This window comes from Paraburkholderia phenoliruptrix, assembly GCF_019511605.1.
Classification (GTDB): Bacteria; Pseudomonadota; Gammaproteobacteria; order Burkholderiales; family Burkholderiaceae; genus Paraburkholderia; species Paraburkholderia phenoliruptrix_A.
The window spans coordinates 207705-230606 of sequence record NZ_JAEUAV010000003.1 but is presented as its reverse complement, the minus strand read 5'-3'; the positions used below and the strand labels follow the sequence as shown (position 1 = coordinate 230606).

Below are 22902 nucleotides of genomic sequence, written 5' to 3'. Positions count from 1 at the left end.
CACGACATGCCCGCCGGGCGCGCCCAACGCTCTCGCGCAGCGTGCGCAACCCGCGCCCCGCTACGCTTATCAAGAATTCACCGCGACCACATCATGAGCAACAAGAAAGCCGATTCGAAACCGCAGTCACGCTACCCCGTGAACCTGCTCGACACGCCGTTCCCGATGCGCGGCGACCTGCCCAAGCGCGAGCCGCAATGGGTCAAGGAATGGCAGGAACGCAAGGTCTACGAAAAGATCCGCGCGGCTTCCAAGGGCCGCAAGAAGTTCATCCTGCACGACGGCCCGCCGTATGCGAACGGCGACATCCACCTCGGCCACGCGGTGAACAAGATTTTGAAGGACATGATCGTCAAGGCGCGCAACATGGCGGGCTTCGACGCGGTCTACGTGCCGGGCTGGGACTGCCACGGCATGCCGATCGAAATCCAGATCGAAAAGCAGTTCGGCAAATCGCTGCCCGCAGCGGAAGTCATGCAGAAGGCGCGCGCCTACGCGACCGAGCAGATCGAGAAGCAGAAGGTCGGCTTCCGGCGGCTCGGCGTACTCGGCGAATGGGACAATCCGTACAAGACCATGAACTTCGCGAACGAAGCCGGCGAGATCCGCGCGCTCGCAAAGATCATGGAGAAGGGTTACGTGTTCCGCGGCCTGAAGCCGGTCAACTGGTGTTTCGACTGCGGCTCGGCGCTCGCCGAGGCGGAAGTCGAGTACAAGGACAAGACCGACCCGACCATCGACGTGCTGTTCAGCTTCGCCGAGCCGGAAAAAACGGCGCAAGCGTTCGGCCTGAACGCGCTGCCGCGCAACGAAGGCGGCATTGTGATCTGGACCACCACGCCGTGGACCATTCCGGCGAACCAGGCGCTGAACCTGCACCCGGAAATCGTCTATGCGCTCGTCGACACGCCGCGCGGTCTGCTGATTCTCGCTGAAGAACGCGTCGAGGCCTGCCTGAAGGCCTACAACCTGGAAGGCACGGTAGTCGCCACCACGCCGGGCGCGAAGCTCGTCAATCTGCGCTTCAATCATCCGCTTGCGTCCGCGCATCCGGGCTACAAGCGCACCTCGCCCGTCTACCTCGGCGACTACGTGACGACCGAAACCGGCACGGGCATCGTGCACTCGTCGCCGGCCTACGGCGTGGAAGACTTCGTGTCGTGCAAGGCGCACGGCATGGCCGACTCGGACATCATCAATCCGGTGATGGGCGACGGCCGTTACATCGAATCGCTCGCGTTGTTCGGCGGGCTGTCGATCTGGGCGGCAAATCCGCAGATCGTCGAAGCGCTGCAAGGCGCGGGGTCGCTGCTGCGCACCGAAAAGTACACGCACAGCTACATGCATTGCTGGCGCCATAAGACGCCGATCATTTACCGTGCAACCTCGCAATGGTTCGCCGGCATGGACGTGAAGCCGAACGACAACGGCAGGACGCTGCGCGAAACGGCGCTGGAAGGCATCGAGAATACGGCGTTTTATCCCGCATGGGGCAAGCAGCGCCTCTTCAGCATGATCGCGAACCGCCCGGACTGGACCTTGTCGCGCCAACGCCAATGGGGCGTGCCGATGGCCTTCTTCGTGCACAAGGAAACCGGTGAATTGCATCCGCGCACGCTGGAGTTGCTGGAAGAAGTCGCGAAGCGCGTCGAGCAAGCGGGTATCGAAGCGTGGCAAACGCTCGATCCGCGCGAGCTGATCGGCGACGAAGCGAACCTGTACGAAAAGAACCGCGACACGCTCGACGTTTGGTTCGATTCCGGCACCACGCACTGGCACGTGCTGCGCGGCTCGCACAAAGACGAACTGCAGTTCCCCGCCGATCTGTACCTCGAGGGCTCGGACCAGCATCGCGGCTGGTTCCATTCGTCGCTGCTCACTGCATCCATGCTGGACGGGCGCCCGCCGTACAACGCGCTGCTCACGCACGGCTTCACCGTCGACGGCGAAGGCCGCAAGATGAGCAAGTCGCTCGGCAACGGCATCGACCCGCACGAAGTGGCGAACCGCCTTGGCGCAGAAATCATCCGCTTATGGATCGCCTCGACCGATTACTCGGGCGAACTCGCTATTTCCGAAGAAATCCTGAAGCGCGTGACGGAGAGCTATCGGCGCATTCGCAACACGCTGCGCTTCCTGCTCGCGAATCTGTCGGACTTCGACTACGCGAAGAACGCACGTCCGGTGGAAGACTGGCTCGAGATCGACCGCTACGCGGTGGCGCTTACGGCGAACCTGCAGAACGACATCCTCTCGCACTACGACAAGTACGAGTTCCACCCGGTGGTCGCCAAACTGCAGACGTTCTGCTCCGAAGATCTGGGCGGCTTTTATCTGGACGTGCTCAAGGACCGTCTGTACACCACGGCGGCCGACTCGGTCGCGCGCCGCTCGGCGCAAACTGCGCTGTATCACGTCGCGCAAGGTTTGCTGCGTCTGATGGCGCCGTTCCTCTCCTTCACCGCCGAAGAAGCGTGGAAGGTGTTCCAGCCGGACAGCGAAACCATTTTCACCGAGACGTATCACGCGTTCCCGGCCGTGCCGGACGCCGGCACGCTGCTCGACAAATGGGCGCTGTTGCGCGCCGCCCGCGGCGACGTGACCAAGGCGCTGGAAGAGGCGCGCGTCGCGAACCTGATCGGCTCGTCGCTGCAGGCGGAAGTGGAAATTCGCGCGAGCGGCGCACGTTACAACGCGCTGACGAGCCTCGGCGACGACCTGAAGTTCGTGCTGATCACGTCGGCCGCAAGCGTCGTGAAGGTAGACAGCGAAGCGGAAGAAGGCGTCGAGGTGATCACGTCGAAGTATCTGAAGTGCGAGCGCTGCTGGCACTACCGCGCGGATGTCGGCGCCGACGCCGAGCACCCCACGCTGTGCGGCCGCTGCGTGAGCAATCTGTTCGGCAACGGTGAAGCGAGGAGCGCGGCATAATGGCTAGAAGCATGGCGAAATCCACATCGAAAGCTTCCGCGGCAAACAGCTCGCTGGCGCCGTGGCTGGGCGTCGCGCTCATCGTCATTCTGTTCGATCAGCTGACGAAAATCGCGGTGCAGAAGGTGTTTGCCTACGGTGTTCCACACGAGGTCACGTCGTTTTTCAATCTGATTCTCGTGTACAACCGCGGTGCCGCCTTCAGTTTTCTCGCCATGGCGGGCGGCTGGCAGCGCTGGGCTTTCACGGCGCTCGGCGTAATCGCCGCGCTGGTAATCTGCTATCTGCTCAAGCGTCACGGCGCGCAAAAAATGTTCTGCACGGCGCTCGCGCTGATTCTCGGCGGCGCGCTCGGCAACGTGATCGACCGGCTCGCCTATGGGCACGTGATCGACTTTCTCGACTTCCACGTGCGCGCCTGGCACTGGCCCGCGTTCAATCTCGCCGACAGCGCGATTACCGTCGGCGCGGTTCTGCTCGTGATCGACGAGTTGCGGCGCGTGCGCGGCTCACGCTAACGGCGCCCCTTCAACAGCGCGCGGCGGGTTCGGCTACGTTCAGACCCGCGGCGGCGCGCCGCAGGTCCGCTTTGACGGCCGGCAACGGTGCAAGCGCGCCGCCCCGGCCACCACGCTTTGTCGGAGGCTTTCGTTGGCAACCGCAGAACTCGCAGGAAAACACCTCGTCCTCGGCATGACGGGCGGCATTGCCTGCTACAAGATCGCCGAACTGACGCGTCTACTGACCAAAGCCGGCGCCACCGTGCAGGTCGTCATGACCGAAGCGGCCACGCAATTCATCACCCCCGTCACGATGCAGGCGCTCTCCGGCCGTCCGGTCTACACGAGCCAGTGGGACGCGCGCATTGCGAACAACATGGCGCACATCGATCTGTCGCGTGAAGCGGACGCGATCGTGATCGCGCCGGCCTCCACCGACTTCCTCGCCAAACTCGCGCACGGCATGGCCGACGATCTGCTCGCCACGCTGTGCGTCGCGCGCGATTGCCCCCTGCTCGTCGTACCCGCAATGAACCGGCAGATGTGGCAAAACCCGGCGACGCAGCGCAATGTCGCGCAATTGCGCGCAGACGGCATTGAAGTGCTTGGCCCGGACTCCGGCCCGCAGGCGTGCGGCGAGATTGGCGACGGCCGCATGCTGGAGGCCGCGGCGACCTACGAAGCCATCGCATCGTTCTTTGCGCCCAAGCTTCTTTCCGGACGCCGCGTGTTGCTGACCGCCGGTCCGACGTTCGAACCGCTCGATCCCGTGCGCGGCATCACCAACCGTTCGAGCGGCAAGATGGGTTTCGCGCTCGCCCGCGCGGCGCAACAAGCCGGCGCCGAAGTGCATCTCGTTGCCGGACCGGTGGCGCTCGACACGCCGTGGGGCGTGTTCCGCGAAGACGTGCAAACGGCCCAGCAGATGCACGACGCGGTGATGCGCTCGGTGGCGGATGCGGACATCTTCATTGGCGTGGCCGCAGTCGCCGACTGGCGCGTCGATCACGCGAGCGAGCACAAGATCAAAAAGGCAGCGGACCGTGCGCTGCCCACTTTTTCGTTCGTTGAAAACCCCGACATTCTCGCTTCGGTCGCCGCGTTGCCGCATCCGCCGTTCACTGTGGGGTTCGCTGCGGAAAGCGGCGAGCTGGAAGTACACGGCGAAGAAAAACGCATACGCAAGAAGGTGCCGCTGCTGATCGGCAATCTGGGGCCGCTTACTTTCGGCAGGGACGACAACGAGGTCGTCCTGTTCGAAGCCGGCGGCGCCACCCGGTTGCCGCGCGCCGACAAGCAGACGCTCGCGCGCGCGTTGATCGCCGAGATCGCGAAGCGTCTGCCCGACACCAGTCTGATCCGCTGAACCTGCCGCTGCGCATCGCGACGCAGACCAAGCGGACAGAAGCACCTGGAGCCACTGACATGACGCTACTTTCCGTCCTCGATCAAACGCCCGCCATTGCAGGGCACTCGGTGGCGGACGCAATCGCCGCCACGGTCGAACTCGCGCAACTCGCCGACGACCTCGGATATACGCGCTACTGGTGCGCCGAGCATCACGGCTTACGCGGGGTGTCAAACCCGTGTCCCGAAGTGATGCTGGCGCGCCTTGGCAGCGTCACGCGGCATATCCGGCTTGGCTCCGGCGGCATCATGCTGCCGTACTACAGCCCCTTCAAGGTCGCCGAGCAGTTCATGATGCTGGAGGCACTGTTTCCGAACCGCATCGACCTCGGCGTGGGCCGCGCGCCCGGCGGCGACATGCGCACCGCGCAGGCCGTGGCCGCAGGCGACTACAACCGCGGCGAAATTTTCACGCAGCAGGTGGCCGATCTGGTCGGACTCATGCACGGCACGCTGCCCGCAGACCATGTCGCGCAAGGCGTGCTGCTGCAACCGCAGGTCGCAACGCGTCCGCAGCTATGGATGCTCGGCTCCAGCGAGTTCGGTGGCCTGCTCGCAGCACAGTTGGGCATTCGCTTCGCGTTCGCGCATTTCATCAATGCCCACTTTGGGCACCAGGTCGCGCACGCATACCGCGAACGTTTCGCAGCCAGCCGCGAGGCGCAGCAACCCTACATGGCCGCCGCGGTCTTTGTGATTTGCGCTGACACGGAACAGGAAGCCGCGGACCTCGAAAAGGCGGTCGACCTGCGCCGCGTGCAAATGGCGTATGGCCTGAACGAGCCGATTCCGACCGTTGAGCAAGGCATCGCGCAGGAGTACGGCGAGCGCGAGCAGTTGGTGATCTACCGCGAAAGACCGCGCAGCATCATTGGCACGCCGCAAGTCGTGACCGAACGGCTCCACGCTTTGCAGGAGCAATTCCAGGCCGACGAGCTGATCGTGCTGACCGTCGCGGGCAGTTACCGCGCCCGTCTGCGTTCCTATGAACTTCTTGCCGAGGCGTTCGAACTCGAACGCCCGGCTTCAACACCCTGACCCTTCGAACCTGCATGAATCTCGACCTGAAGATCCTCGATGCGCGTATGCGCGATCAGCTTCCCGCCTACGCGACCAGCGGCAGTGCGGGCCTCGACTTGCGCGCATGCCTGAACGAACCGCTAACGCTCAAGCCCGGCGACACCGCGCTAGTGCCGACGGGACTCGCCATTCATGTCGGCGATCCCGACTATGCCGCGCTGATCCTGCCGCGCTCGGGCCTCGGCCATAAGCACGGCATCGTGCTCGGCAACCTGGTGGGACTGATTGATTCAGACTACCAGGGTGAATTGATGATCTCGACGTGGAACCGTGGCGAAACGACGTTCGTGCTGAATCCGATGGAGCGCCTTGCGCAACTCGTGATCGTGCCGGTCGTGCAGGCCAGCTTCAATATCGTCGAGGAATTTGCACAGAGCGAGCGCGGCGCGGGCGGCTTCGGCAGCACCGGCAAGCACTAAGCTCGCGGCAACATAAAAAAACGGCGTGGACCCCAAGGTCCACGCCGTTTTTGTTTTGGCGAAACTCGTTGCTGAACGCTTACTCGACTTCGACTGCTTCCGGATTCGGATTGCGCGGCGCCGGATGCTCGTCGAAGGTCAGTTGCACCTTGTCTTCCGCATCGACGTCGACCGACACGCGGCCGCCGTTCATCAGCTTGCCGAACAGCAACTCGTCGGCAAGCGCACGACGGATCGTGTCCTGAATCAGGCGCTGCATCGGGCGTGCGCCCATCAACGGATCGAAACCGTGCTTGGCGAGGTGCTTGCGCAGCGCGTCGGTAAAGAGCGCGTCGACCTTCTTCTCGTGCAGTTGATCTTCCAGCTGCATCAGGAACTTGTCGACCACGCGCATGATGATTTCCTCATCCAGCGCACGGAAGCTAATGGTCGCGTCCAGACGGTTACGGAACTCCGGCGTGAACATGCGCTTGATGTCGACCATCTCGTCGCCGGTTTCGCGGCGATTCGTGAAGCCGATCACCGACTTGCCCATTGCCTCGGCGCCCGCGTTCGTCGTCATGATGATGATGACGTTGCGGAAATCCGCCTTGCGCCCGTTGTTGTCCGTCAGCGTGCCGTGGTCCATGACCTGCAAGAGCACGTTGTAGATGTCCGGATGCGCCTTCTCGATTTCGTCGAGCAGCAGCACGCAGTGCGGCTTCTTGGTGACTGCCTCGGTCAGCAGACCGCCCTGGTCGAAGCCGACATAACCCGGAGGCGCGCCGATCAGCCGGCTCACCGCATGACGCTCCATGTACTCCGACATGTCGAAGCGGATCAGCTCGATGCCGAGCGTGAACGCCAACTGCTTCGCCACTTCCGTCTTGCCGACGCCCGTGGGGCCGGAGAACAGGAACGCGCCAATCGGCTTGTCCAGCTTGCCGAGGCCAGCACGCGCCATCTTGATGGCTGCCGACAGCGCGTCGATAGCCGGGTCTTGCCCGAACACCACGCTCTTCAGATCGCGATCCAGCGTTTGCAGCTTGCTGCGGTCGTCTTGCGACACGCTTTGTGCCGGGACGCGCGCGATCTTCGAGATGATCTCTTCGATCTCGTTCTTGCCGATGGTCTTCTTCTGCTTCGACTTCGGCAGAATGCGCTGTGCCGCGCCCGCTTCGTCGATCACGTCAATTGCCTTGTCCGGCAAATGACGGTCGGTAATGAAGCGTGCCGACAACTCAGCCGCCGCCGACAGTGCGCCCGACGAATATTTCACGCCGTGATGCTCTTCGAAACGCGACTTCAGGCCGCGCAGAATCGCCACCGTCTGTTCGACCGACGGTTCCGTCACGTCGACCTTCTGGAAACGGCGCGACAAAGCCGCGTCTTTTTCGAAGATGCCGCGATATTCGGTGAACGTGGTCGCGCCGATGCACTTGAGCGTGCCCGACGAGAGCGCCGGCTTCAGCAGGTTCGACGCGTCCAGCGTGCCGCCCGACGCGGCGCCCGCGCCGATCAGCGTATGAATTTCGTCGATGAACAGAATGGCGTGCGGACGCTCCTTCAGTTCCTTCAGGACCGTCTTCAGGCGCTGTTCGAAATCGCCGCGATACTTCGTGCCGGCGAGCAGCGCGCCCATGTCGAGCGAATACACCTGCGCGTCGGCCAGAATGTCCGGCACCTCGCCGCGCGTGATGCGCCAGGCGAGCCCTTCGGCAATCGCCGTCTTGCCGACGCCGGCCTCGCCCACCAGTAGCGGATTATTCTTGCGACGGCGGCACAGCACCTGCACCACGCGCTCGACTTCGGACTCGCGCCCGATGAGCGGATCGATGCGGCCGTCTTTCGCCATCTGGTTCAGGTTCTGCGTGAACTGAGCGAGAGGCGTTTCTTTCTGCGCGGCGGCTTCGTCCGACTCCGCATTCGCGTCGCTCGCTTTCGCGGCGTCCGAACTGCTCGTCTTGGCGATGCCGTGCGAGATGAAATTGACCACGTCCAGACGCGTTACTCCCTGCTGCTGCAGGTAGTACACCGCGTGCGAATCCTTCTCGCCGAAGATTGCGACCAGCACGTTCGCGCCGGTCACTTCCTTCTTGCCATTCGAGGTGGACTGCACATGCATGATCGCGCGCTGGATCACACGCTGGAAACCCAGCGTGGGTTGCGTGTCGACGTCGTCCGTGCCTGGCACGGTCGGCGTGTTGTCATGAATGAAGTTGCGCAGGTTCTGGCGCAGATCCTCGATATTGGCCGCGCATGCACGCAACACCTCCGCCGCTGTCGGATTGTCCAACAGTGCCAGCAAAAGATGTTCGACCGTTATGAACTCGTGCCGCGCCTGGCGTGCTTCCATGAACGCCATGTGCAGGCTGACTTCCAGTTCCTGGGCAATCATGCTTCCTCCATCACACACTGCAGCGGATGCCCGGCCTGCCGTGCGTGGGTAACGACTTGCTCGACTTTGGTCGACGCGATGTCCCGCGTATAGACCCCACAAACTCCCCTGCCCTCGCGATGCACCTTCAACATAACCTGTGTTGCGGTTTCACGATCTTTATTGAAATATTCCTGCACGATCATCACGACAAATTCCATTGGCGTGAAGTCGTCATTCAGCAGCACCACCTTGTACATGGATGGCGGCTTGAGCTTTTTCTCCTGCCGCTCCAGTACGGTGCCGTCCTGCTTGTCCGGGATAATCGCCATACACCCATTCTAAACAACTAGGACAGGCCCGCAATCCTGTCAAAACCCGGCCAGCCGGCCAGTGAGCCCGAACGCTGCCGCCCGGCGGAAATGCACCGCCCGCGTGCGCCAATCAACGAGCCGATTGCGGAGCCGGCCCCGATCCTGATGTTGCTTTGCGGCCTGTTGCGCCGCAGTCGGATCGAGTATCGCACAACCTGCCGGAGCTGGCTGGGCACAGCCCGCTCGCGCCACCGGCAGCAACGCCACCCTCAGAACTGCATGTGAGACGATTATGCGACTTTTCAAGACAGCCCGCTTGCGCAACCGCACATAACGAAAGCGGGAAAAACCCCTGGAAACGGCCTGTTTGCAACGCGTACAACGACGTCTCAAAATTTTCTTGACACCCGAATAAAGAGCCTCAACAATCAAGCTGGCACTTTTTTCACTGCGCCAAATTCGAAAAAATGCCGATGGTGAGCTTGTGAGGAGGGAGCGGCTGCATTGCGCGGTCGTCGAGCTTTTCGAGGGCTCGTGGTAGTGACATGAGTTACAGGGGAAGTTGGAATGGCAACTGGTACGGTCAAATGGTTCAATGACGCAAAAGGTTTCGGATTCATCACGCCCGATGAAGGCGGCGAGGATCTGTTTGCACACTTCTCGGCCATCCAGATGAATGGGTTCAAGACCCTCAAGGAAGGCCAAAAGGTGACCTTCGAGGTCGTGCAAGGCCCGAAAGGCAAGCAGGCATCGAACATCCAGGCACCTGCCTGATATCTGTTCGATACCCGTCCTTTTGAAACCCGGCTTCGCGCCGGGTTTCTTTTTGGGGGCGCAGTTTTTTTAGAGTAATCGCTTTACCTGTTTCCCTTTTTTGTTTGCCGACGCGGCGAATCCCAAATAACGGGTTAATAGATGGAGGGCGATGGGGCGGCGTCGCGTTTTTATTCGCGACCGTCGGGTTCACAGGTCCGCGTAGGCGGGCAGCAGGTCCTGATCGACCAGCCGGATTTCGATCCGGTTCGCGACCTCGATGTGCTCCGGGTTGTCCACCGAGAACACGGAATCGGTGACGCTCACGATGATCGTTCCGATTTCCTTGCCGTCTTTCCCTTTCACAGGAACGAGTGCCCGCGCTTCGGGAACCTGCTGCACGGTGATCTTGCGCGGCAGGTACAGCATCCAGCCGGCGCCGGGCTTGTCGTCAAAGACGCGCCTGTCGAAATACTCCTTCGGCGCAACTTCCATGACGAGCGGCTCAAACGTGGCGGCAACCACCCGAAGTACGTCCGCCATGTCATCTACGGTCTGCGGACACAACGGCGCATCGATATCAAGCGTTACACGATCAGGCAGTGCCTTCGCGTCGGACACATGGCATGAAATTACGGCGCTATCGTTCCCCTCGGCAGCGTTCCAGATCGCAGCATGCGATACACCCCGCCTTTTGCGTCCCGCGCGCGTCGTGAGCACAGCCATCGCTGCCGTTGCCGGGTCACCGTTTTCGTCAAAGGCCGGATAGAGGTTCGCTTCTTCGAGCGAATCAGCCGTGAGTCGCCAGTTCGTATGTGCCATGAGCGGCTGTTTCGCGGACAGCGCGGCGACAAGGCGCGATTCGCGAGCTAGCATGTCGCGAAAATCATTGGACGCCAACGAGGCGTCACGGAACATCGCGTTTATTTCCATGTTCGGATCACGGTTGATAAATAGCCTGAACACCCATGCGCATGAGCAACGGGGCCATCTTTTTGTAAGTGAGCGGGGTCTGAAAGTACCACGTCAACTGCGTAGGTGGGTTCATGCGGACGGCCGTACCCTGCTCAACGATCTGGTCTTCCATCGCCCTGAATCCTTCAAACCATTTCTCGGCCTTTGGGATAGATCCGTCAAGAAACTGATCGTAGTTGCCTTTCGCCTCTTGCAGCATGCACGCTGCGGCCTGAAACCCGTCGAAGTCGATGCCAAGCCATTGCCACTCGTCAGACCAACGACATTCTTCAACGTCGAACGCAAAGCCCGTGATACGTGCTTGGTACTGGTACGAATTCCAGTTCACACCATGGTTGCGGCGAATTTTCGCCCCGCCCTCGGGCGGACATTTCTTGCAGCTTTCGTCCGTGCGCGGCAAGGTTCGCGCAGCGGGCGCAGCTTTGCTGTCCTCTTTCTTCGTGTCGCCAGACAGGCTACCCGTTGCCCCCACTGCTGCCCCGCCCAGTAAAGCTGCGCCAGCGCGCGCCAATACTGGACCAAGGGCTTCCGCTGCTCCCTCCAGCAACGGAATCGCCAGACCCGCCATTGTTCAACCCTCCCCGAAATTCAGGATGTTCGATTTTCCAGCGCATGACGCGCAGATAGTCGTGAAACCGTTCGTCGGCCGACCGGCCCGGACGGGTCACCCATGCGTGTATCGCTGGCTGCTCGTAAAAGCCCGGCGCGTACGCTTCGATGCGAAGGAACGCGACAAGATTCTCATCGCGCTCGATCCCAAACTCGCGTGCCGCCTTGAACGCCCGCCACAGCCGCGATGAGAGCGTCGCGTCGTCAGCCAGCTTGGGATCGTCCTTGCACAAATCTGCGCGTACGCCTTCGACAAAGCGCTTGGCGTCAATTTCGGCGAGTGCGGCTACCTGTTCGGTCGTCAGCTCAAGCATGCGGATGCACCCTCGTCAGTTCGCCGTTGATTTGCACGAGCCAGTCGAATGTCGGCGCAAAGAATTCGATACGCTGCGTGAACGAGAACAGGGCGGCAATTTCTCCCATGAGGCGGGCATCGTAAAAGCGCAGCAACGCAATGCGGCTGTCCGGCATACGGGCGTCTAATCGGCTCCTCAGTTCATCGGCAAGCGCTGGGAAAGGATATGCGCTGATAAGCCAGGACACGCCTTCTGCGCTCGCGCCCATCGCGAATAATGACTGCTGCACACTCTGGGGCGCGTCGGCGAAGTCGATCAACCACGGCCCGGCATCGGCCAAGGATGCGTCGGGCGTGCCGTCGAACAATGCAATAGTCGCCGGCGGCCGCTCAGCAGGCTCACCCGGTCCGTACAAGAGCGCATCAACGAGTGCGTACAGCCGCACGGGTAAGCGCACCCGCGCTTGACACTCTGCGAAACATGTCTCAATGGTTGACGCCAACGCTACCCCCGCATCACCGTCGTTGCGCCACTTTTTGCCGCCGCGATCAAGCATTCAAGGCAGAGCGTGGGGCTCGGCGATGGCGCCTGTGCACCTGCCGCCGCGGCGGCACCGGTATAAGCCTGCCCTTGCCCCTCGTCACTGATCGTGGAATTCGACTGTGATGCAATCAGCGTCGCTCCGCATGCAGTGCGCATGCCTTCGACCGCGGTGTCGCGCTCATTGATTCGGTACGGATAGCGACGCCCGAGCAGATCAGGCAGGATCGGGAACGTGCCCTTGCATTGCGGGCATGCCACCATGTGTCCTACGCCCGAAATCGGCTTGCCGTCTAGCGTTGCTGTCGGAGTCCCCTCCAGTACCTTGCCGCCGTGCGATGTGGTGTCGCCGACGCAAATAATGCTGCGTCCCACGTGGCCCTCTCTTCAGTGGCTGATTTGTCTGAACTTTACCATCGGCCAGCGGCAAAACGCACCTGATCGGGATTTGTCCCCTGCGACACGGCATGACACAACATCAAAGAAAAACGCCGATAAATCACTGATCTATCGGCGTTTTGCTACCCATGAGACTGCTGGCGACTACCTGCGACACCCGCTTACATATTCTCGATCATCACCTGCCCGAAGCCCGAGCAGGAAACCTGCGTCGCGCCTTCCATCAGGCGCGCGAAGTCGTAAGTGACGCGCTTTTGCAGGATCGACGTTTCCATCGACTTGATGATCAGATCCGCCGCCTCGACCCAGCCCAGGTGACGCAGCATCATTTCCGCCGAGAGAATCTCTGACCCCGGATTCACGTAGTCTTTGCCCGCGTACTTCGGCGCGGTGCCGTGAGTGGCTTCGAACATCGCGACCGAATCGGACATGTTCGCGCCCGGCGCAATGCCGATGCCGCCCACCTGCGCGGCGAGTGCGTCCGACACGTAGTCGCCGTTCAGGTTCAGCGTGGCGATCACGTCGTATTCCGCGGGACGCAGCAGGATCTGCTGCAGGAAAGCGTCGGCAATCACGTCCTTCACGACGATGTCGCCGCCTGTCTTCGGATTCTTCACCTTCATCCACGGGCCGCCGTCGATCAGCTCGGCGTTGAATTCCTTCTGCGCGAGCGCATAGCCATAGTCACGGAAAGCGCCTTCCGTGTACTTCATGATGTTGCCCTTGTGCACGAGCGTGACCGAGCGGCGGTCGTTGTCGATCGCATACTGGATCGCCTTGCGCACCAGACGCTCCGTGCCCTCGCGCGACACAGGCTTGATGCCAATTCCCGAGGTTTCCGGAAAGCGGATCTTCTTCACGCCCATTTCTTCCTGCAGGAACTTGATGACCTTCCTGGCCTGCTCCGATTCGGCCGGCCATTCGATACCCGCATAGATGTCTTCCGAATTCTCGCGGAAGATCACCATGTTGGTTTTCTCCGGCTCGCGCACCGGCGAGGGCACGCCTTTGAAGTACTGCACGGGTCGCAGGCATACGTACAGGTCCAGTTCCTGACGCAGCGCGACGTTCAGCGAACGGATGCCGCCGCCCACGGGCGTAGTCAGCGGCCCCTTGATGGATACCACGTATTCCTTCAGCACCTGCAGCGTTTCTTCGGGCAGCCACACGTCCGGGCCGTAGACCCTCGTCGATTTTTCGCCCGCGTAAATTTCCATCCACTGGATTTTTCTCTTGCCCGCGTAGGCTTTTTCGACCGCCGCGTCCACGACCTTGATCATGACGGGCGTGATGTCGAGACCGGTGCCGTCGCCTTCGATAAACGGAATGATCGGCTGATCCGAAACGTTGAGCGAGAAATCCGCGTTGACGGTGATCTTGTCACCACCGGTCGGAACCTTGATGTGCTGATACGGCATGATCGGACTCCAGTGAAAGCTGTGCTGAAAGCTGAGGGGAGACTGCCAATATGTTGCTTCTCGCTACGCGCAATGCCGCACGCGCGCACGGGCCTGGCGGTTATTCTAGCCCACGCCGGGGCGGCTTCGAGGCCAGGGCGGCTCGGGGTTTTCCAACATGCATGCGGCGACGAAGCACGGCGCCCACCGCCCATCGTATGGGACCGCGGCCGCGAGGCGCCCCCGCATGCTTTATTATCCCGCCATTTGCCGCAGGCATCGCTCCTGCGCTCCGGTGCCGCGCTGGCCGGCCCATGCGGCCACGCGCGTTGCACGACTCCATTCTTTGCTCATGCGTTTACTTGCCCTGAACAAGCCGTTCGGCACCATCTGCCAGTTTTCTGCGCACGAGACGCGCGCGTCGCTGGCCGACTGGGTCAGCGTGCCGGGCGTTTATCCGGCCGGCCGGCTCGATTCGGACAGCGAAGGCCTGCTGCTTCTCACCGACGACGGCGCCTTGCAAGCGCGTATTGCGGAACCCCGCCACAAGCTCGTCAAGCGTTACTGGGCCCAAGTGGAAGGCGCGGTGGATGCCGCCGCGCTGAAGAAACTCGCGCGCGGCGTCGACTTGGGCGACTATGTGACGAAACCGTGTCGCGCCGACTACGTGGACCCGGCCGACAGACTCTGGCCGCGCACGCCCCCAATTCGCTATCGCGCCGCGATTCCGACCACGTGGATCGAGTTGTCCATCGCGGAAGGCAAAAACCGCCAGGTGCGCCGCATGACCGCCGCAGTCGGCTTTCCGACGCTGCGGCTCGTGCGCGTAGGCATCGGCGCGCTCGATATTTTCGCGCTCGGACTCATGCCCGGCGAAAGCGTCGATTTACCGCTCAACGCACCTTGGGAAGGCGTCGCATAAATCGCTAACTCGTTGTATGCGCGCACGAAATGGCCTGTGAAACTTCTCGGTGAAAAAGCGTGAAACAGCGAATCGCGCGCGCATTGCGCACAAGCTGGTTCACCCCAATGCACGCGTGAAAACTTTCAGCACGATTCACGTCAACCGGCTCGCGAGCTCACGCGTTATTCGACGCAGATGCCGCCCGAAGCTGTCCGGCATTCAGCCTTAAGGGCCTTTGTACATGCCGCTCGCGCGGTCAGTGGAGGCAGTCTGAGCGCTCGGCAGACGCGTCGAAAATTTGTTCGATGCGACTGTCAACCGAAAGGTGGATGGCACGTTTACCGACATGACTCAAACATAACCGGGTCATTTGGTTAATTAACTCAAGCTGAGGATTTTCAAAATGAACAAACTGATCGCCGCTCTGGTCGCTGGCCTCTTCGCAACGGCAGCATTCGCACAAGCTTCGGCACCGGCAGCAGCTTCGGCAGCTCCGGCAGCAGCAGCTTCGTCGGCAAAGAAGACCACGAAGCACGCTCACAAGAAGTCGCACAAGAAGGCAGCTGCTGCAGCAGCCGCTTCGGCAGCTTCGGAGTAAGTTTGTTGTAAAACGCAGTCAAGAACTACGCTTCATTGCCGTTCTTACGGCGTTAGAAGGCAGGTCACCGCAAGGCGATCTGCCTTTTTGTTTTTGATGCGCTCGCGTACCATTCCGTTTCATTCCAGCAAGGAGTCATGCCGTGCGATTTCCCCTGCGCTCGTTAATGGCGCGTTTCGCTGTCGCCGCTGTGTTGCCAGCTGTCGTGGCGTTCGCAGCGCTGTCGTTCTCCGCTCTGAGCGCAGCACCCGCTCATGCGCAGCAGTTGCCGGCCGGAGCCAAGCAACCGAGCGAATTTCCGCGCGTGCGGCTGACCGCCGGCATGTTCGTGATCGACGCGGCGGTCGCCGCTAACGACCCCGACCGCGAGCAAGGTCTGATGTACCGCACGAGCCTCGCGCCGAACGAAGGCATGCTGTTCGTGTTCAACGAAAACGCCGTGCATTGCTTCTGGATGAAGAACACGCTGATTCCGTTGTCGATCGCCTTCATGCGCGCGGACGGCACCGTGACCGACATCGACGAGATGCAGGCCGAGACGACCAGCAACCACTGCCCGAAGAACAACGGCGTGTATGCGCTCGAAATGAGCAAGGGCTGGTTCACGTCGAAAGGCATCAAGCCAGGCATGAAGATTCAGGGACTGCCGGCGGCGCAGTAAGCCGGCGCAGTAAGCAGACTCAGTGAGCCGACGCAATAAGCCGGCGCAGAAACGCGCGTCAGTCGGCGCGCAAGCCGCGCGCGGGTGCGCCGCCACACACGCGGCTCTGAGCGGATCCGGCGTCTGAATGCGCGGCAGATGGGGCCTCTGATCGCGCGGCTCAATGCCCGTCGGGTGGCAGCGGTTCCGTCAAGTGGCGCCAGATACTCGTCAGACTGCGCTGCACTGCATAGCCGTGTCCTCGATCAGCCAGGACGCTGACGGCACGCCACAACCCAGCCCTCCTCTCACCGCAAGCCGGTCCCGCACCCGAACACCCCGGCTTTGCCCTCGTCGCCAGGCATCGCACCGCACGTGGACCCGCCGTCCGCGAAGCTCCGCCGCCCCGCGCGCGTTACCCCGCCGCGCGCCTGGCAACATTCCTGCAAAAGACGGGCCGACGCGCTATCCTAGTATTCTTAGCAACGCAGCAATCCCGCGGTCCGGGCGGCACCAGATGCCGCCCGGCCAAGCGTTTCAGGCGCGCTATTCCAAGGAGGTTCACGTGCCCCGCAAGACTCCCATCGAGCGCTACCGGAATATCGGCATCAGCGCTCACATCGATGCCGGCAAAACCACCACCACTGAACGCATCCTGTTCTACACCGGCGTGACCCACAAGATCGGCGAGGTTCACGACGGTGCGGCGACGATGGACTGGATGGAACAGGAGCAGGAGCGCGGCATCACGATCACGTCGGCGGCCACCACCGCCTTCTGGAAAGGAATGGCCGGCAACTATCCCGAGCATCGGATCAACATCATCGACACGCCGGGACACGTCGACTTCACGATCGAAGTCGAGCGCTCCATGCGCGTGCTCGACGGCGCCTGCATGGTGTACGACTCGGTGGGCGGCGTGCAGCCGCAATCCGAAACCGTCTGGCGCCAGGCGAACAAGTACAAGGTGCCGCGCATCGCGTTCGTCAACAAGATGGACCGCGTCGGTGCCGACTTCTTCCGCGTGCAGCGCCAGATCGGCGAGCGTCTGAAAGGCGTCGCTGTGCCCATTCAGATTCCGGTCGGCGCGGAGGAACACTTCCAGGGCGTCGTTGATCTCGTCAAGATGAAGGCGATCGTCTGGGACGACGACAGCCAGGGCATCAAGTTCGAGTATCAGGACATTCCGGCGGAACTCGCGGCCACGGCGAAGGAATGGCACGACAAGATGGTCGAGGCCGCAGCCGAGGCAAGCGAAGAACTGCTCGACAAGTATCTCGGCGGCGAGCCGCTCTCCGAAGAGGAAATCAAGCAGGGCCTGCGCGCGCGCACGATCGCCAATGAAATCGTGCCGATGCTGTGCGGCAGCGCGTTCAAGAACAAGGGCGTGCAGGCCATGCTCGACGCGGTGATCGACTACCTGCCGTCGCCGGTGGACGTGCCCGCGATTCTCGGTCACGACGAACACGACAACGAAGCCGAGCGTCATCCCAACGACGACGAGCCGTTCTCCGCGCTCGCCTTCAAGATCATGACCGACCCGTTCGTCGGCCAGCTGATTTTCTTCCGCGTGTATTCGGGCGTGGTCAATTCGGGCGACACCGTCTACAACCCGGTGAAGGAGAAGAAGGAACGCCTCGGCCGGATCCTGCAGATGCACGCGAACGAGCGCAAGGAAATCAAGGAAGTGCGGGCGGGCGACATCGCCGCGGCCGTCGGCCTGAAAGAAGCGACCACCGGCGACACGCTGTGCGACCCGAACAAGGTCATCATTCTCGAGAAGATGATCTTCCCCGAGCCGGTGATTTCGCAGGCTGTCGAGCCGAAGACCAAGGCCGACCAGGAGAAGATGGGCATCGCCCTCAATCGTCTCGCGCAGGAAGACCCGTCGTTCCGCGTACAAACGGATGAAGAGTCGGGCCAGACGATCATCTCCGGCATGGGCGAGCTGCACCTCGAAATTCTTGTCGACCGGATGAAGCGCGAGTTCGGCGTGGAAGCCACCGTCGGCAAACCGCAGGTCGCGTATCGCGAGACGGTGCGCAACAAGGTCGAAGACGTCGAGGGCAAGTTCGTCAAGCAGTCGGGCGGACGCGGCCAGTACGGTCACGCGGTGATCACGCTCGAACCGGCGCAACAAGGCAAGGGCTATGAATTCGTCGACGCGATCAAGGGCGGCGTGATCCCGCGCGAGTACATTCCGGCCGTGGACAAGGGCATTCAGGAAACGCTGAAGGCCGGCGTACTGGCGGGCTATCCGGTGGTCGACGTGAAGGTGACGCTGACCTTCGGCTCGTACCACGACGTGGACTCGAATGAAAACGCTTTCCGCATGGCCGGCTCGATGGCCTTCAAGGAGGCAATGCGCAAGGCGAAGCCGGTGCTGCTCGAACCGATGATGGCCGTCGAAGTGGAAACACCGGAAGACTTCATGGGCAACGTCATGGGCGATCTGTCGAGCCGCCGCGGGCTCGTGCAAGGCATGGAAGACATTGCGGGCGGCGGCGGCAAGCTGGTGCGCGCCGAAGTGCCGCTCGCCGAAATGTTCGGCTATTCGACGTCGCTGCGCTCGGCGACGCAAGGCCGCGCGACCTACACGATGGAGTTCAAGCACTATGCGGAAACGCCGAACAACGTCGCCGAAGCCGTGATCAACGCGAAGCAGAAGTAAGCCCTGGCGGCCGGCCTGCCAGCCAGGCCGCCGCTATGCGGCGCTCCGCCTCGCACGCGCCGCACCCGACTGCAACACAGAAAGCCTGTCCACCACGGACAGGCTTTTTTTTCGCCGACGGCCATTTGCCCGAAGCGCCCGAAGCGTCCGCAGCGCTCGCCGCGCTCACATTACCCGCCAAGCCCCGCCCCACACCGCCACGCGCATTTTTTTACCGTGTCAGAATGCAGGACGGCGCCGCGAACTTCGCCACGCCTTTGCAGCCCACGAGGAGACACGCGATGAGCCAGGATCACGAGCATCCGCATTACAACGGCGAGCGGGACAAAGAGACCGCGCCTGTCGATTGGCGCGAGCACGGCGTGAAGGTCATCAAAGGCGATCAGCTCGACACCAACACGCCGCAGACGCCGGGCATGAATCGCGCTGCCGCGATCAACGCCGCGCGGGTCGGCGCGCAAAAAATCTGGGCCGGCACGGTGACGATTCACCCGAATGCAAAGACCGGCGCACATCATCACGGCGCGCTCGAAAGCGTGATTTACGTAGTGCGCGGCCAGGCTCGCATGCGTTGGGGCGAGCACCTCGAGTTCACCGCCGAGGCCGGTCCCGGCGACTTCATCTTCGTGCCGCCGTATGTGCCGCATCAGGAGATCAACGCGAGCACCGACGAACCCCTCGAGTGCGTGCTGGTGCGCAGCGACAACGAGGCCGTGGTGGTGAACCTGAACATCGACGCCGTCGAGCAACCGGAAACGGTGTATTGGGTTGATCCGATTCACAAGCATCCGCACGATCACTAACTAACACCAACACTCATCCTCGACCACGCGACTCATGACGCCGACTGCCTCGCTGCGCCCTCGCCTCCTCACGCTGTACGCGGTTCTGATCGCAGCCAATCTGGCCGCATGGGCATGGGCGCTGATTGCGTTTCGCCACTATCCGCTGCTGCTCGGCACCGCGTTGCTCGCGTATGGTTTCGGCCTGCGTCACGCGGTGGACGCGGACCACATCGCCGCTATCGACGCCGTCACGCGCAAGCTGATGCAGACCGGCCAGCGGCCGCTCGGCGTGGGGCTTGCGTTCTCGTTGGGTCACTCGAGCATCGTGATTCTCGCGACGCTCGGCATAGCGTGGAGCGCGCATTCGCTGCACGGCCGGTTCGAGAGCTTCAAGGCCGTGGGCGCCACGTTGGGCACACTCGTTTCGGCGACGTTCCTGCTGGTGCTCGCGGCCGTGAACCTGGTGATTCTGCGCGACGTATGGCGCCGCTATCGTCACGTGCAACGTCAGGGCGAAGCGGCTGTCGCCGCGTTGCAGATTGCGCAGACCTCTGCTCCTGGCGGTCTCCTTGCACGCGCGCTGCGGCCGCTGTTCCGGCTCGTGACCCGAAGCTGGCACATGTACCCTGTGGGCGTACTGTTCGGCCTCGGCTTCGATACCGCTACCGAGATCGGCTTGCTCGCGATTGCCGCGTCCGAAGCGGGCAAGGGCCTGCCGCTCTATTCGATCCTCGTGTTTCCCGCGCTGTTCACCGCGGGCATGACGCTCGTCGATTCGACGGACAACGTGCTGATGATCCACGCCTACGGCTGGGCCATGGACGACCCCAAACGCAAGCTCTACTACAACGGGAGCATCACATTCGTTTCGGCGATGGTGGCGATCGTGATCGGCGGCGTTGAGGCGCTGCGACTGCTCTCCGACAGCCTCGGCCTGAATGGCGGCGTGTGGGACGCGGTGACGCGCATCAACGACCAGTTTGGCGTGCTTGGCTATGGGATCGTCGCTGCGTTCATTGCGTGCTGGATCGGCTCGGTGCTGTTTCATCGCTGGAGGCGGCCGGCCACGGCGATGCGGTAACTGCGACCGCGCTTAAACGCTGGACAGGCTTGCGGCGAGTTTTTTTCCGGTTCATGTGCGGCGTTTTGTGTGGGGCATTCGTTTGCGTTTTTTTGCAGTGACTCTTATGCAGCGGCTTGCGTTCGCGCTTTCGCTCGGGCGGCTAAGTTCGGCGCTTTCGTTTCGGCGGCTGAGCTCGGCGGCTTAGCTCGTCGGCTTAGCTCGGCGCCTTTTGCTCACAGCGATTTCATGACAGCGGTTCGTTCGCTATAACGCCAACAAAGCGGACCGCCACCCCCGCAGCATGCCGCGCGCCACGCACGGCATAGCGTCGGCGTCGTCTGGCCGGATGCGGCGCAACCGTTGTGACGACGACACACACCGGCCCTTTTATCTGCTGATCGCGGATCTCCCGCCGCCGCAAGCGCTCCAATCCATGAGCAATCGCTTAAACTGAAGCCGCCTTGCATCGCCGAACTTGCGCCCGCCGCGCAGTCGCCTGCCGCGCATCTGGCGCGGCGTATCACAACCGGCAACCGAACGGACTGGACATTCCCACGATGAAGACTCCCGCAGACCGATTCCCCGCTCTCGAACTCGCCCGTCGCAACGCCGACGCCTATGGCCATCACGCCATCGACGAATTTCTCGCCGGCCGCATCACACGGCGCGAACTGCTGCGCCATGCGAGCGTGATCGGTTTGTCGCTCGCGGCCGGGGGCCTGCTTACCGCGCCGCGCGCGTGGGCACAGGGCAGCGCGAAACCGGGCACGCCTTCCAACCAGACGATTCGTGTGGCCCATCTCACGCCGGCGGGCGCGGTGGACCCGCTCACGGTAACGGATGCCGCGAGCCTCGCGCTGCTAAATCAGACCGGCGAATTCCTGATCGACGACGACGGCGAAAAACTCATGCTGAAGCCGGCGCTGGCGTTGTCGTGGAAGCCGAACGACAAGGGCGACGTGTGGACCTTCAAGCTGCGCGAGAACGTCAAGTTCCACGACGGCCAGGCTTTCACCGCCAAAGACGTGGTGGCCACCTTCGACCGCCTTGCCGATCCGGCCAGCGGCTCGGCCGCGCTCTCGGTGCTGAAGGGCGTGCTCTCGAAAGGCGGCGCCAAGGTGGTCGACGAGCACACCGTCGCTTTCCATCTGGATGCGCCGAACGGCAACTTCCCCTACTACGTTTCCTCGGACAATTACAACGCCGTGATTCTGCCCGCGAACTATGCGGGCGGTTATGAAAAGACCTTCATCGGCACCGGGCCGTTTAGGCTCGAGAAGTATCAGCCGAAGGTGGGCGCGTCGTTCGTGCGCAACCCCGACTATTGGGGCGCGAAAGCGTTACCGGAGCGCGTACAGTTTTCGTTCTATGCGGATCAGCAGGCACAACTGCTCGCGCTGCAAGGCCACCGCGCGGACGTGATGGGCACTTTCACCGTGCAGGGCGGCGCCGCGATCCTGAACAATCCGGACTACAAGGCAGTGGGCGTGAAGTCGAGCGCGCATCGGCAGATTCATATGCGCAACGACAATCCGCTCTTCAAGGACAAGCGCGTGCGCCAGGCGCTGGCTCTCTCGCTAGATCGCGACGTGCTGGTGCGCGGGCTCTTCAAGGGCCGCGCGCAGCTTGGCAACGACAGTCCGTTTGCGCCCGTGTTTCCCTCATCGGACGCGGGCGTGCCGCAGCGCAAGCTCGACATAGCAAAGGCAAAACAACTGCTCGCGCAAGCGGGTGTGCCGAACGGCTTCGATGTCACGCTGACCACCGAAAAGTACATGGAAATTCCCGATCTCGCGGTCGTCGTGCAAAACGCCGCGAAGGCCATCGGCGTGCGCATCAACCTGAAGGTCGAGAGCCAGTCGCTGTATTACGGCGCCGGCACGCCGGGCAAATCGGACTGGCTCGACTCGCCGCTCGGCATCACCGACTACGGTCATCGCGGCGTGCCCAACGTGTTCCTGAATGCGCCGCTCACGAGCAACGGCACATGGAACGCGGCGCACTTCAGAAATCCGCAATACGATCAACTGGTCGCGCAGTTCGTCGCCGCCGTGGACCTCGCCTCGCAGAAGAAAATTTCCGGCCAGATCCAGACACTGTTGCTCGACGAAACGCCGATCATCATTCCGTTCTTCTACGACCAACTGATCGCCATGCGCAAGGGTGTGAACGGCGTACGCTTTACCGCGCTCGCGCAGCTTTATTTCGACCGCGCGGTGCTAAGCGCGTGAGCCTCTCGCACGCGCCGCGTTTGACCGGCCAGGC

General features: G+C 62.2%; 21 protein-coding genes. 13 read left to right on the top strand and 8 right to left on the bottom strand.

All coding sequences use genetic code 11. From position 1 onward, the window contains the following. Positions 1 to 93 precede the first annotated feature (93 nt). The 5 genes from ileS to dut all read left to right on the top strand — a co-directional run bounded on the left by ileS (position 94) and on the right by dut (position 6337). Positions 94 to 2931, top strand: a complete 2838-nt coding sequence (gene ileS / locus JNB89_RS07215) for an isoleucine--tRNA ligase (RefSeq protein WP_220361772.1) — start codon at positions 94 to 96, stop codon at positions 2929 to 2931. Between the two features lie 11 nt (positions 2932 to 2942). Next, on the top strand, positions 2943 to 3449 hold the full coding sequence (gene lspA / locus JNB89_RS07210; RefSeq protein WP_041728314.1) for a signal peptidase II: 507 nt from the start codon (positions 2943 to 2945) through the stop codon (positions 3447 to 3449). A 133-nt stretch (positions 3450 to 3582) separates the two neighbouring features. After that, positions 3583 to 4797: a bifunctional phosphopantothenoylcysteine decarboxylase/phosphopantothenate--cysteine ligase CoaBC gene (coaBC, locus tag JNB89_RS07205; RefSeq protein ID WP_220361771.1), complete on the top strand. Its 1215-nt coding sequence runs from the start codon at positions 3583 to 3585 to the stop codon at positions 4795 to 4797. A gap of 59 nt (positions 4798 to 4856) precedes the next feature. Then, complete coding sequence (locus tag JNB89_RS07200; RefSeq protein WP_220361770.1) at positions 4857 to 5876, top strand: LLM class flavin-dependent oxidoreductase; 1020 nt, start codon at positions 4857 to 4859, stop codon at positions 5874 to 5876. A gap of 14 nt (positions 5877 to 5890) precedes the next feature. Beyond that, on the top strand, positions 5891 to 6337 hold the full coding sequence (gene dut, locus JNB89_RS07195; RefSeq protein WP_220361769.1) for a dUTP diphosphatase: 447 nt from the start codon (positions 5891 to 5893) through the stop codon (positions 6335 to 6337). Between the two features lie 79 nt (positions 6338 to 6416). Here the strand turns inward: dut and clpA are convergent, their stop codons facing one another. Then, complete coding sequence (clpA, locus tag JNB89_RS07190; RefSeq protein ID WP_013340284.1) at positions 6417 to 8714, bottom strand: ATP-dependent Clp protease ATP-binding subunit ClpA; 2298 nt, start codon at positions 8712 to 8714, stop codon at positions 6417 to 6419. Further along, a complete protein-coding gene (gene clpS / locus JNB89_RS07185; protein ID WP_006050100.1) occupies positions 8711 to 9025 on the bottom strand; it encodes an ATP-dependent Clp protease adapter ClpS in 315 nt (104 codons plus the stop codon). The genes clpA and clpS overlap by 4 nt, the downstream gene beginning before the upstream one ends. Before the next feature lie 549 nt (positions 9026 to 9574). Between clpS and JNB89_RS07180 the strand changes: the two genes are divergently transcribed. Continuing rightward, positions 9575 to 9781, top strand: coding sequence for a cold-shock protein (locus tag JNB89_RS07180; RefSeq protein WP_007180614.1), 207 nt, complete (start codon positions 9575 to 9577; stop codon positions 9779 to 9781). Positions 9782 to 9970: 189 nt separating this feature from the next. Here JNB89_RS07180 and JNB89_RS07175 read toward each other — a convergent pair whose 3' ends face one another. From JNB89_RS07175 to icd, 6 genes are all read right to left on the bottom strand, one after another. Beyond that, entirely contained in the window at positions 9971 to 10693 is a 723-nt protein-coding gene (locus JNB89_RS07175) for an immunity 52 family protein (RefSeq protein ID WP_220361768.1), read from the bottom strand. A gap of 7 nt (positions 10694 to 10700) precedes the next feature. Then, positions 10701 to 11303: a restriction endonuclease fold toxin 5 domain-containing protein gene (locus JNB89_RS07170; protein ID WP_220361767.1), complete on the bottom strand. Its 603-nt coding sequence runs from the start codon at positions 11301 to 11303 to the stop codon at positions 10701 to 10703. Further along, positions 11191 to 11658 carry a hypothetical protein gene (locus JNB89_RS07165; RefSeq protein WP_220361766.1) on the bottom strand — a complete coding sequence of 156 codons (468 nt, stop codon included), beginning with the start codon at positions 11656 to 11658 and terminating at the stop codon, positions 11191 to 11193. Before JNB89_RS07165 ends, JNB89_RS07170 begins: the two co-directional genes overlap by 113 nt. Further along, entirely contained in the window at positions 11651 to 12196 is a 546-nt protein-coding gene (locus tag JNB89_RS07160) for a DUF4123 domain-containing protein (protein WP_223216712.1), read from the bottom strand. The genes JNB89_RS07165 and JNB89_RS07160 overlap by 8 nt, the downstream gene beginning before the upstream one ends. After that, a complete protein-coding gene (locus JNB89_RS07155) occupies positions 12145 to 12555 on the bottom strand; it encodes a PAAR domain-containing protein (protein ID WP_220361765.1) in 411 nt (136 codons plus the stop codon). The genes JNB89_RS07160 and JNB89_RS07155 overlap by 52 nt, the downstream gene beginning before the upstream one ends. 185 nt (positions 12556 to 12740) lie before the next feature. Beyond that, positions 12741 to 13997: an NADP-dependent isocitrate dehydrogenase gene (gene icd, locus JNB89_RS07150; protein WP_013340290.1), complete on the bottom strand. Its 1257-nt coding sequence runs from the start codon at positions 13995 to 13997 to the stop codon at positions 12741 to 12743. A gap of 331 nt (positions 13998 to 14328) precedes the next feature. Here icd and JNB89_RS07145 point away from each other — a divergent pair, with 331 nt between their 5' ends. The 7 genes from JNB89_RS07145 (at position 14329) to JNB89_RS07115 (ending at position 22868) form a co-directional block, all read left to right on the top strand. Next, positions 14329 to 14898 carry a pseudouridine synthase gene (locus tag JNB89_RS07145; RefSeq protein ID WP_013340291.1) on the top strand — a complete coding sequence of 190 codons (570 nt, stop codon included), beginning with the start codon at positions 14329 to 14331 and terminating at the stop codon, positions 14896 to 14898. A gap of 385 nt (positions 14899 to 15283) precedes the next feature. Continuing rightward, positions 15284 to 15478, top strand: coding sequence for a hypothetical protein (locus tag JNB89_RS07140; RefSeq protein WP_027212290.1), 195 nt, complete (start codon positions 15284 to 15286; stop codon positions 15476 to 15478). A gap of 142 nt (positions 15479 to 15620) precedes the next feature. Continuing rightward, on the top strand, positions 15621 to 16139 hold the full coding sequence (locus JNB89_RS07135; protein WP_220361764.1) for a DUF192 domain-containing protein: 519 nt from the start codon (positions 15621 to 15623) through the stop codon (positions 16137 to 16139). A 544-nt stretch (positions 16140 to 16683) separates the two neighbouring features. Then, positions 16684 to 18789: an elongation factor G gene (gene fusA / locus JNB89_RS07130; RefSeq protein ID WP_041729082.1), complete on the top strand. Its 2106-nt coding sequence runs from the start codon at positions 16684 to 16686 to the stop codon at positions 18787 to 18789. Positions 18790 to 19070: 281 nt separating this feature from the next. Continuing rightward, positions 19071 to 19592: a cupin domain-containing protein gene (locus JNB89_RS07125; protein WP_135892924.1), complete on the top strand. Its 522-nt coding sequence runs from the start codon at positions 19071 to 19073 to the stop codon at positions 19590 to 19592. Positions 19593 to 19626: 34 nt separating this feature from the next. Next, on the top strand, positions 19627 to 20655 hold the full coding sequence (locus JNB89_RS07120; RefSeq protein WP_220361763.1) for a HoxN/HupN/NixA family nickel/cobalt transporter: 1029 nt from the start codon (positions 19627 to 19629) through the stop codon (positions 20653 to 20655). Between the two features lie 539 nt (positions 20656 to 21194). Next, on the top strand, positions 21195 to 22868 hold the full coding sequence (locus JNB89_RS07115; RefSeq protein WP_220361762.1) for an ABC transporter substrate-binding protein: 1674 nt from the start codon (positions 21195 to 21197) through the stop codon (positions 22866 to 22868). The last annotated feature ends 34 nt before the right edge of the window (positions 22869 to 22902 follow it).

Bases quoted from the DNA above. Each gene is read 5' to 3' on its own strand.
- ileS (WP_220361772.1), top strand. From the start codon at position 94: ATGAGCAACAAGAAAGCCGATTCGAAACCGCAGTCACGCTACCCCGTG.
- lspA (WP_041728314.1), top strand. From the start codon at position 2,943: ATGGCGAAATCCACATCGAAAGCTTCCGCGGCAAACAGCTCGCTGGCG.
- JNB89_RS07200 (WP_220361770.1), top strand. From the start codon at position 4,857: ATGACGCTACTTTCCGTCCTCGATCAAACGCCCGCCATTGCAGGGCAC.
- dut (WP_220361769.1), top strand. From the start codon at position 5,891: ATGAATCTCGACCTGAAGATCCTCGATGCGCGTATGCGCGATCAGCTT.
- clpA (WP_013340284.1), bottom strand. From the start codon at position 8,714: ATGATTGCCCAGGAACTGGAAGTCAGCCTGCACATGGCGTTCATGGAA.
- clpS (WP_006050100.1), bottom strand. From the start codon at position 9,025: ATGGCGATTATCCCGGACAAGCAGGACGGCACCGTACTGGAGCGGCAG.
- JNB89_RS07180 (WP_007180614.1), top strand. From the start codon at position 9,575: ATGGCAACTGGTACGGTCAAATGGTTCAATGACGCAAAAGGTTTCGGA.
- JNB89_RS07175 (WP_220361768.1), bottom strand. From the start codon at position 10,693: ATGGAAATAAACGCGATGTTCCGTGACGCCTCGTTGGCGTCCAATGAT.
- JNB89_RS07170 (WP_220361767.1), bottom strand. From the start codon at position 11,303: ATGGCGGGTCTGGCGATTCCGTTGCTGGAGGGAGCAGCGGAAGCCCTT.
- JNB89_RS07165 (WP_220361766.1), bottom strand. From the start codon at position 11,658: ATGCTTGAGCTGACGACCGAACAGGTAGCCGCACTCGCCGAAATTGAC.
- JNB89_RS07160 (WP_223216712.1), bottom strand. From the start codon at position 12,196: ATGCTTGATCGCGGCGGCAAAAAGTGGCGCAACGACGGTGATGCGGGG.
- icd (WP_013340290.1), bottom strand. From the start codon at position 13,997: ATGCCGTATCAGCACATCAAGGTTCCGACCGGTGGTGACAAGATCACC.
- JNB89_RS07145 (WP_013340291.1), top strand. From the start codon at position 14,329: ATGCGTTTACTTGCCCTGAACAAGCCGTTCGGCACCATCTGCCAGTTT.
- JNB89_RS07140 (WP_027212290.1), top strand. From the start codon at position 15,284: ATGAACAAACTGATCGCCGCTCTGGTCGCTGGCCTCTTCGCAACGGCA.
- JNB89_RS07125 (WP_135892924.1), top strand. From the start codon at position 19,071: ATGAGCCAGGATCACGAGCATCCGCATTACAACGGCGAGCGGGACAAA.
- JNB89_RS07120 (WP_220361763.1), top strand. From the start codon at position 19,627: ATGACGCCGACTGCCTCGCTGCGCCCTCGCCTCCTCACGCTGTACGCG.
- JNB89_RS07115 (WP_220361762.1), top strand. From the start codon at position 21,195: ATGAAGACTCCCGCAGACCGATTCCCCGCTCTCGAACTCGCCCGTCGC.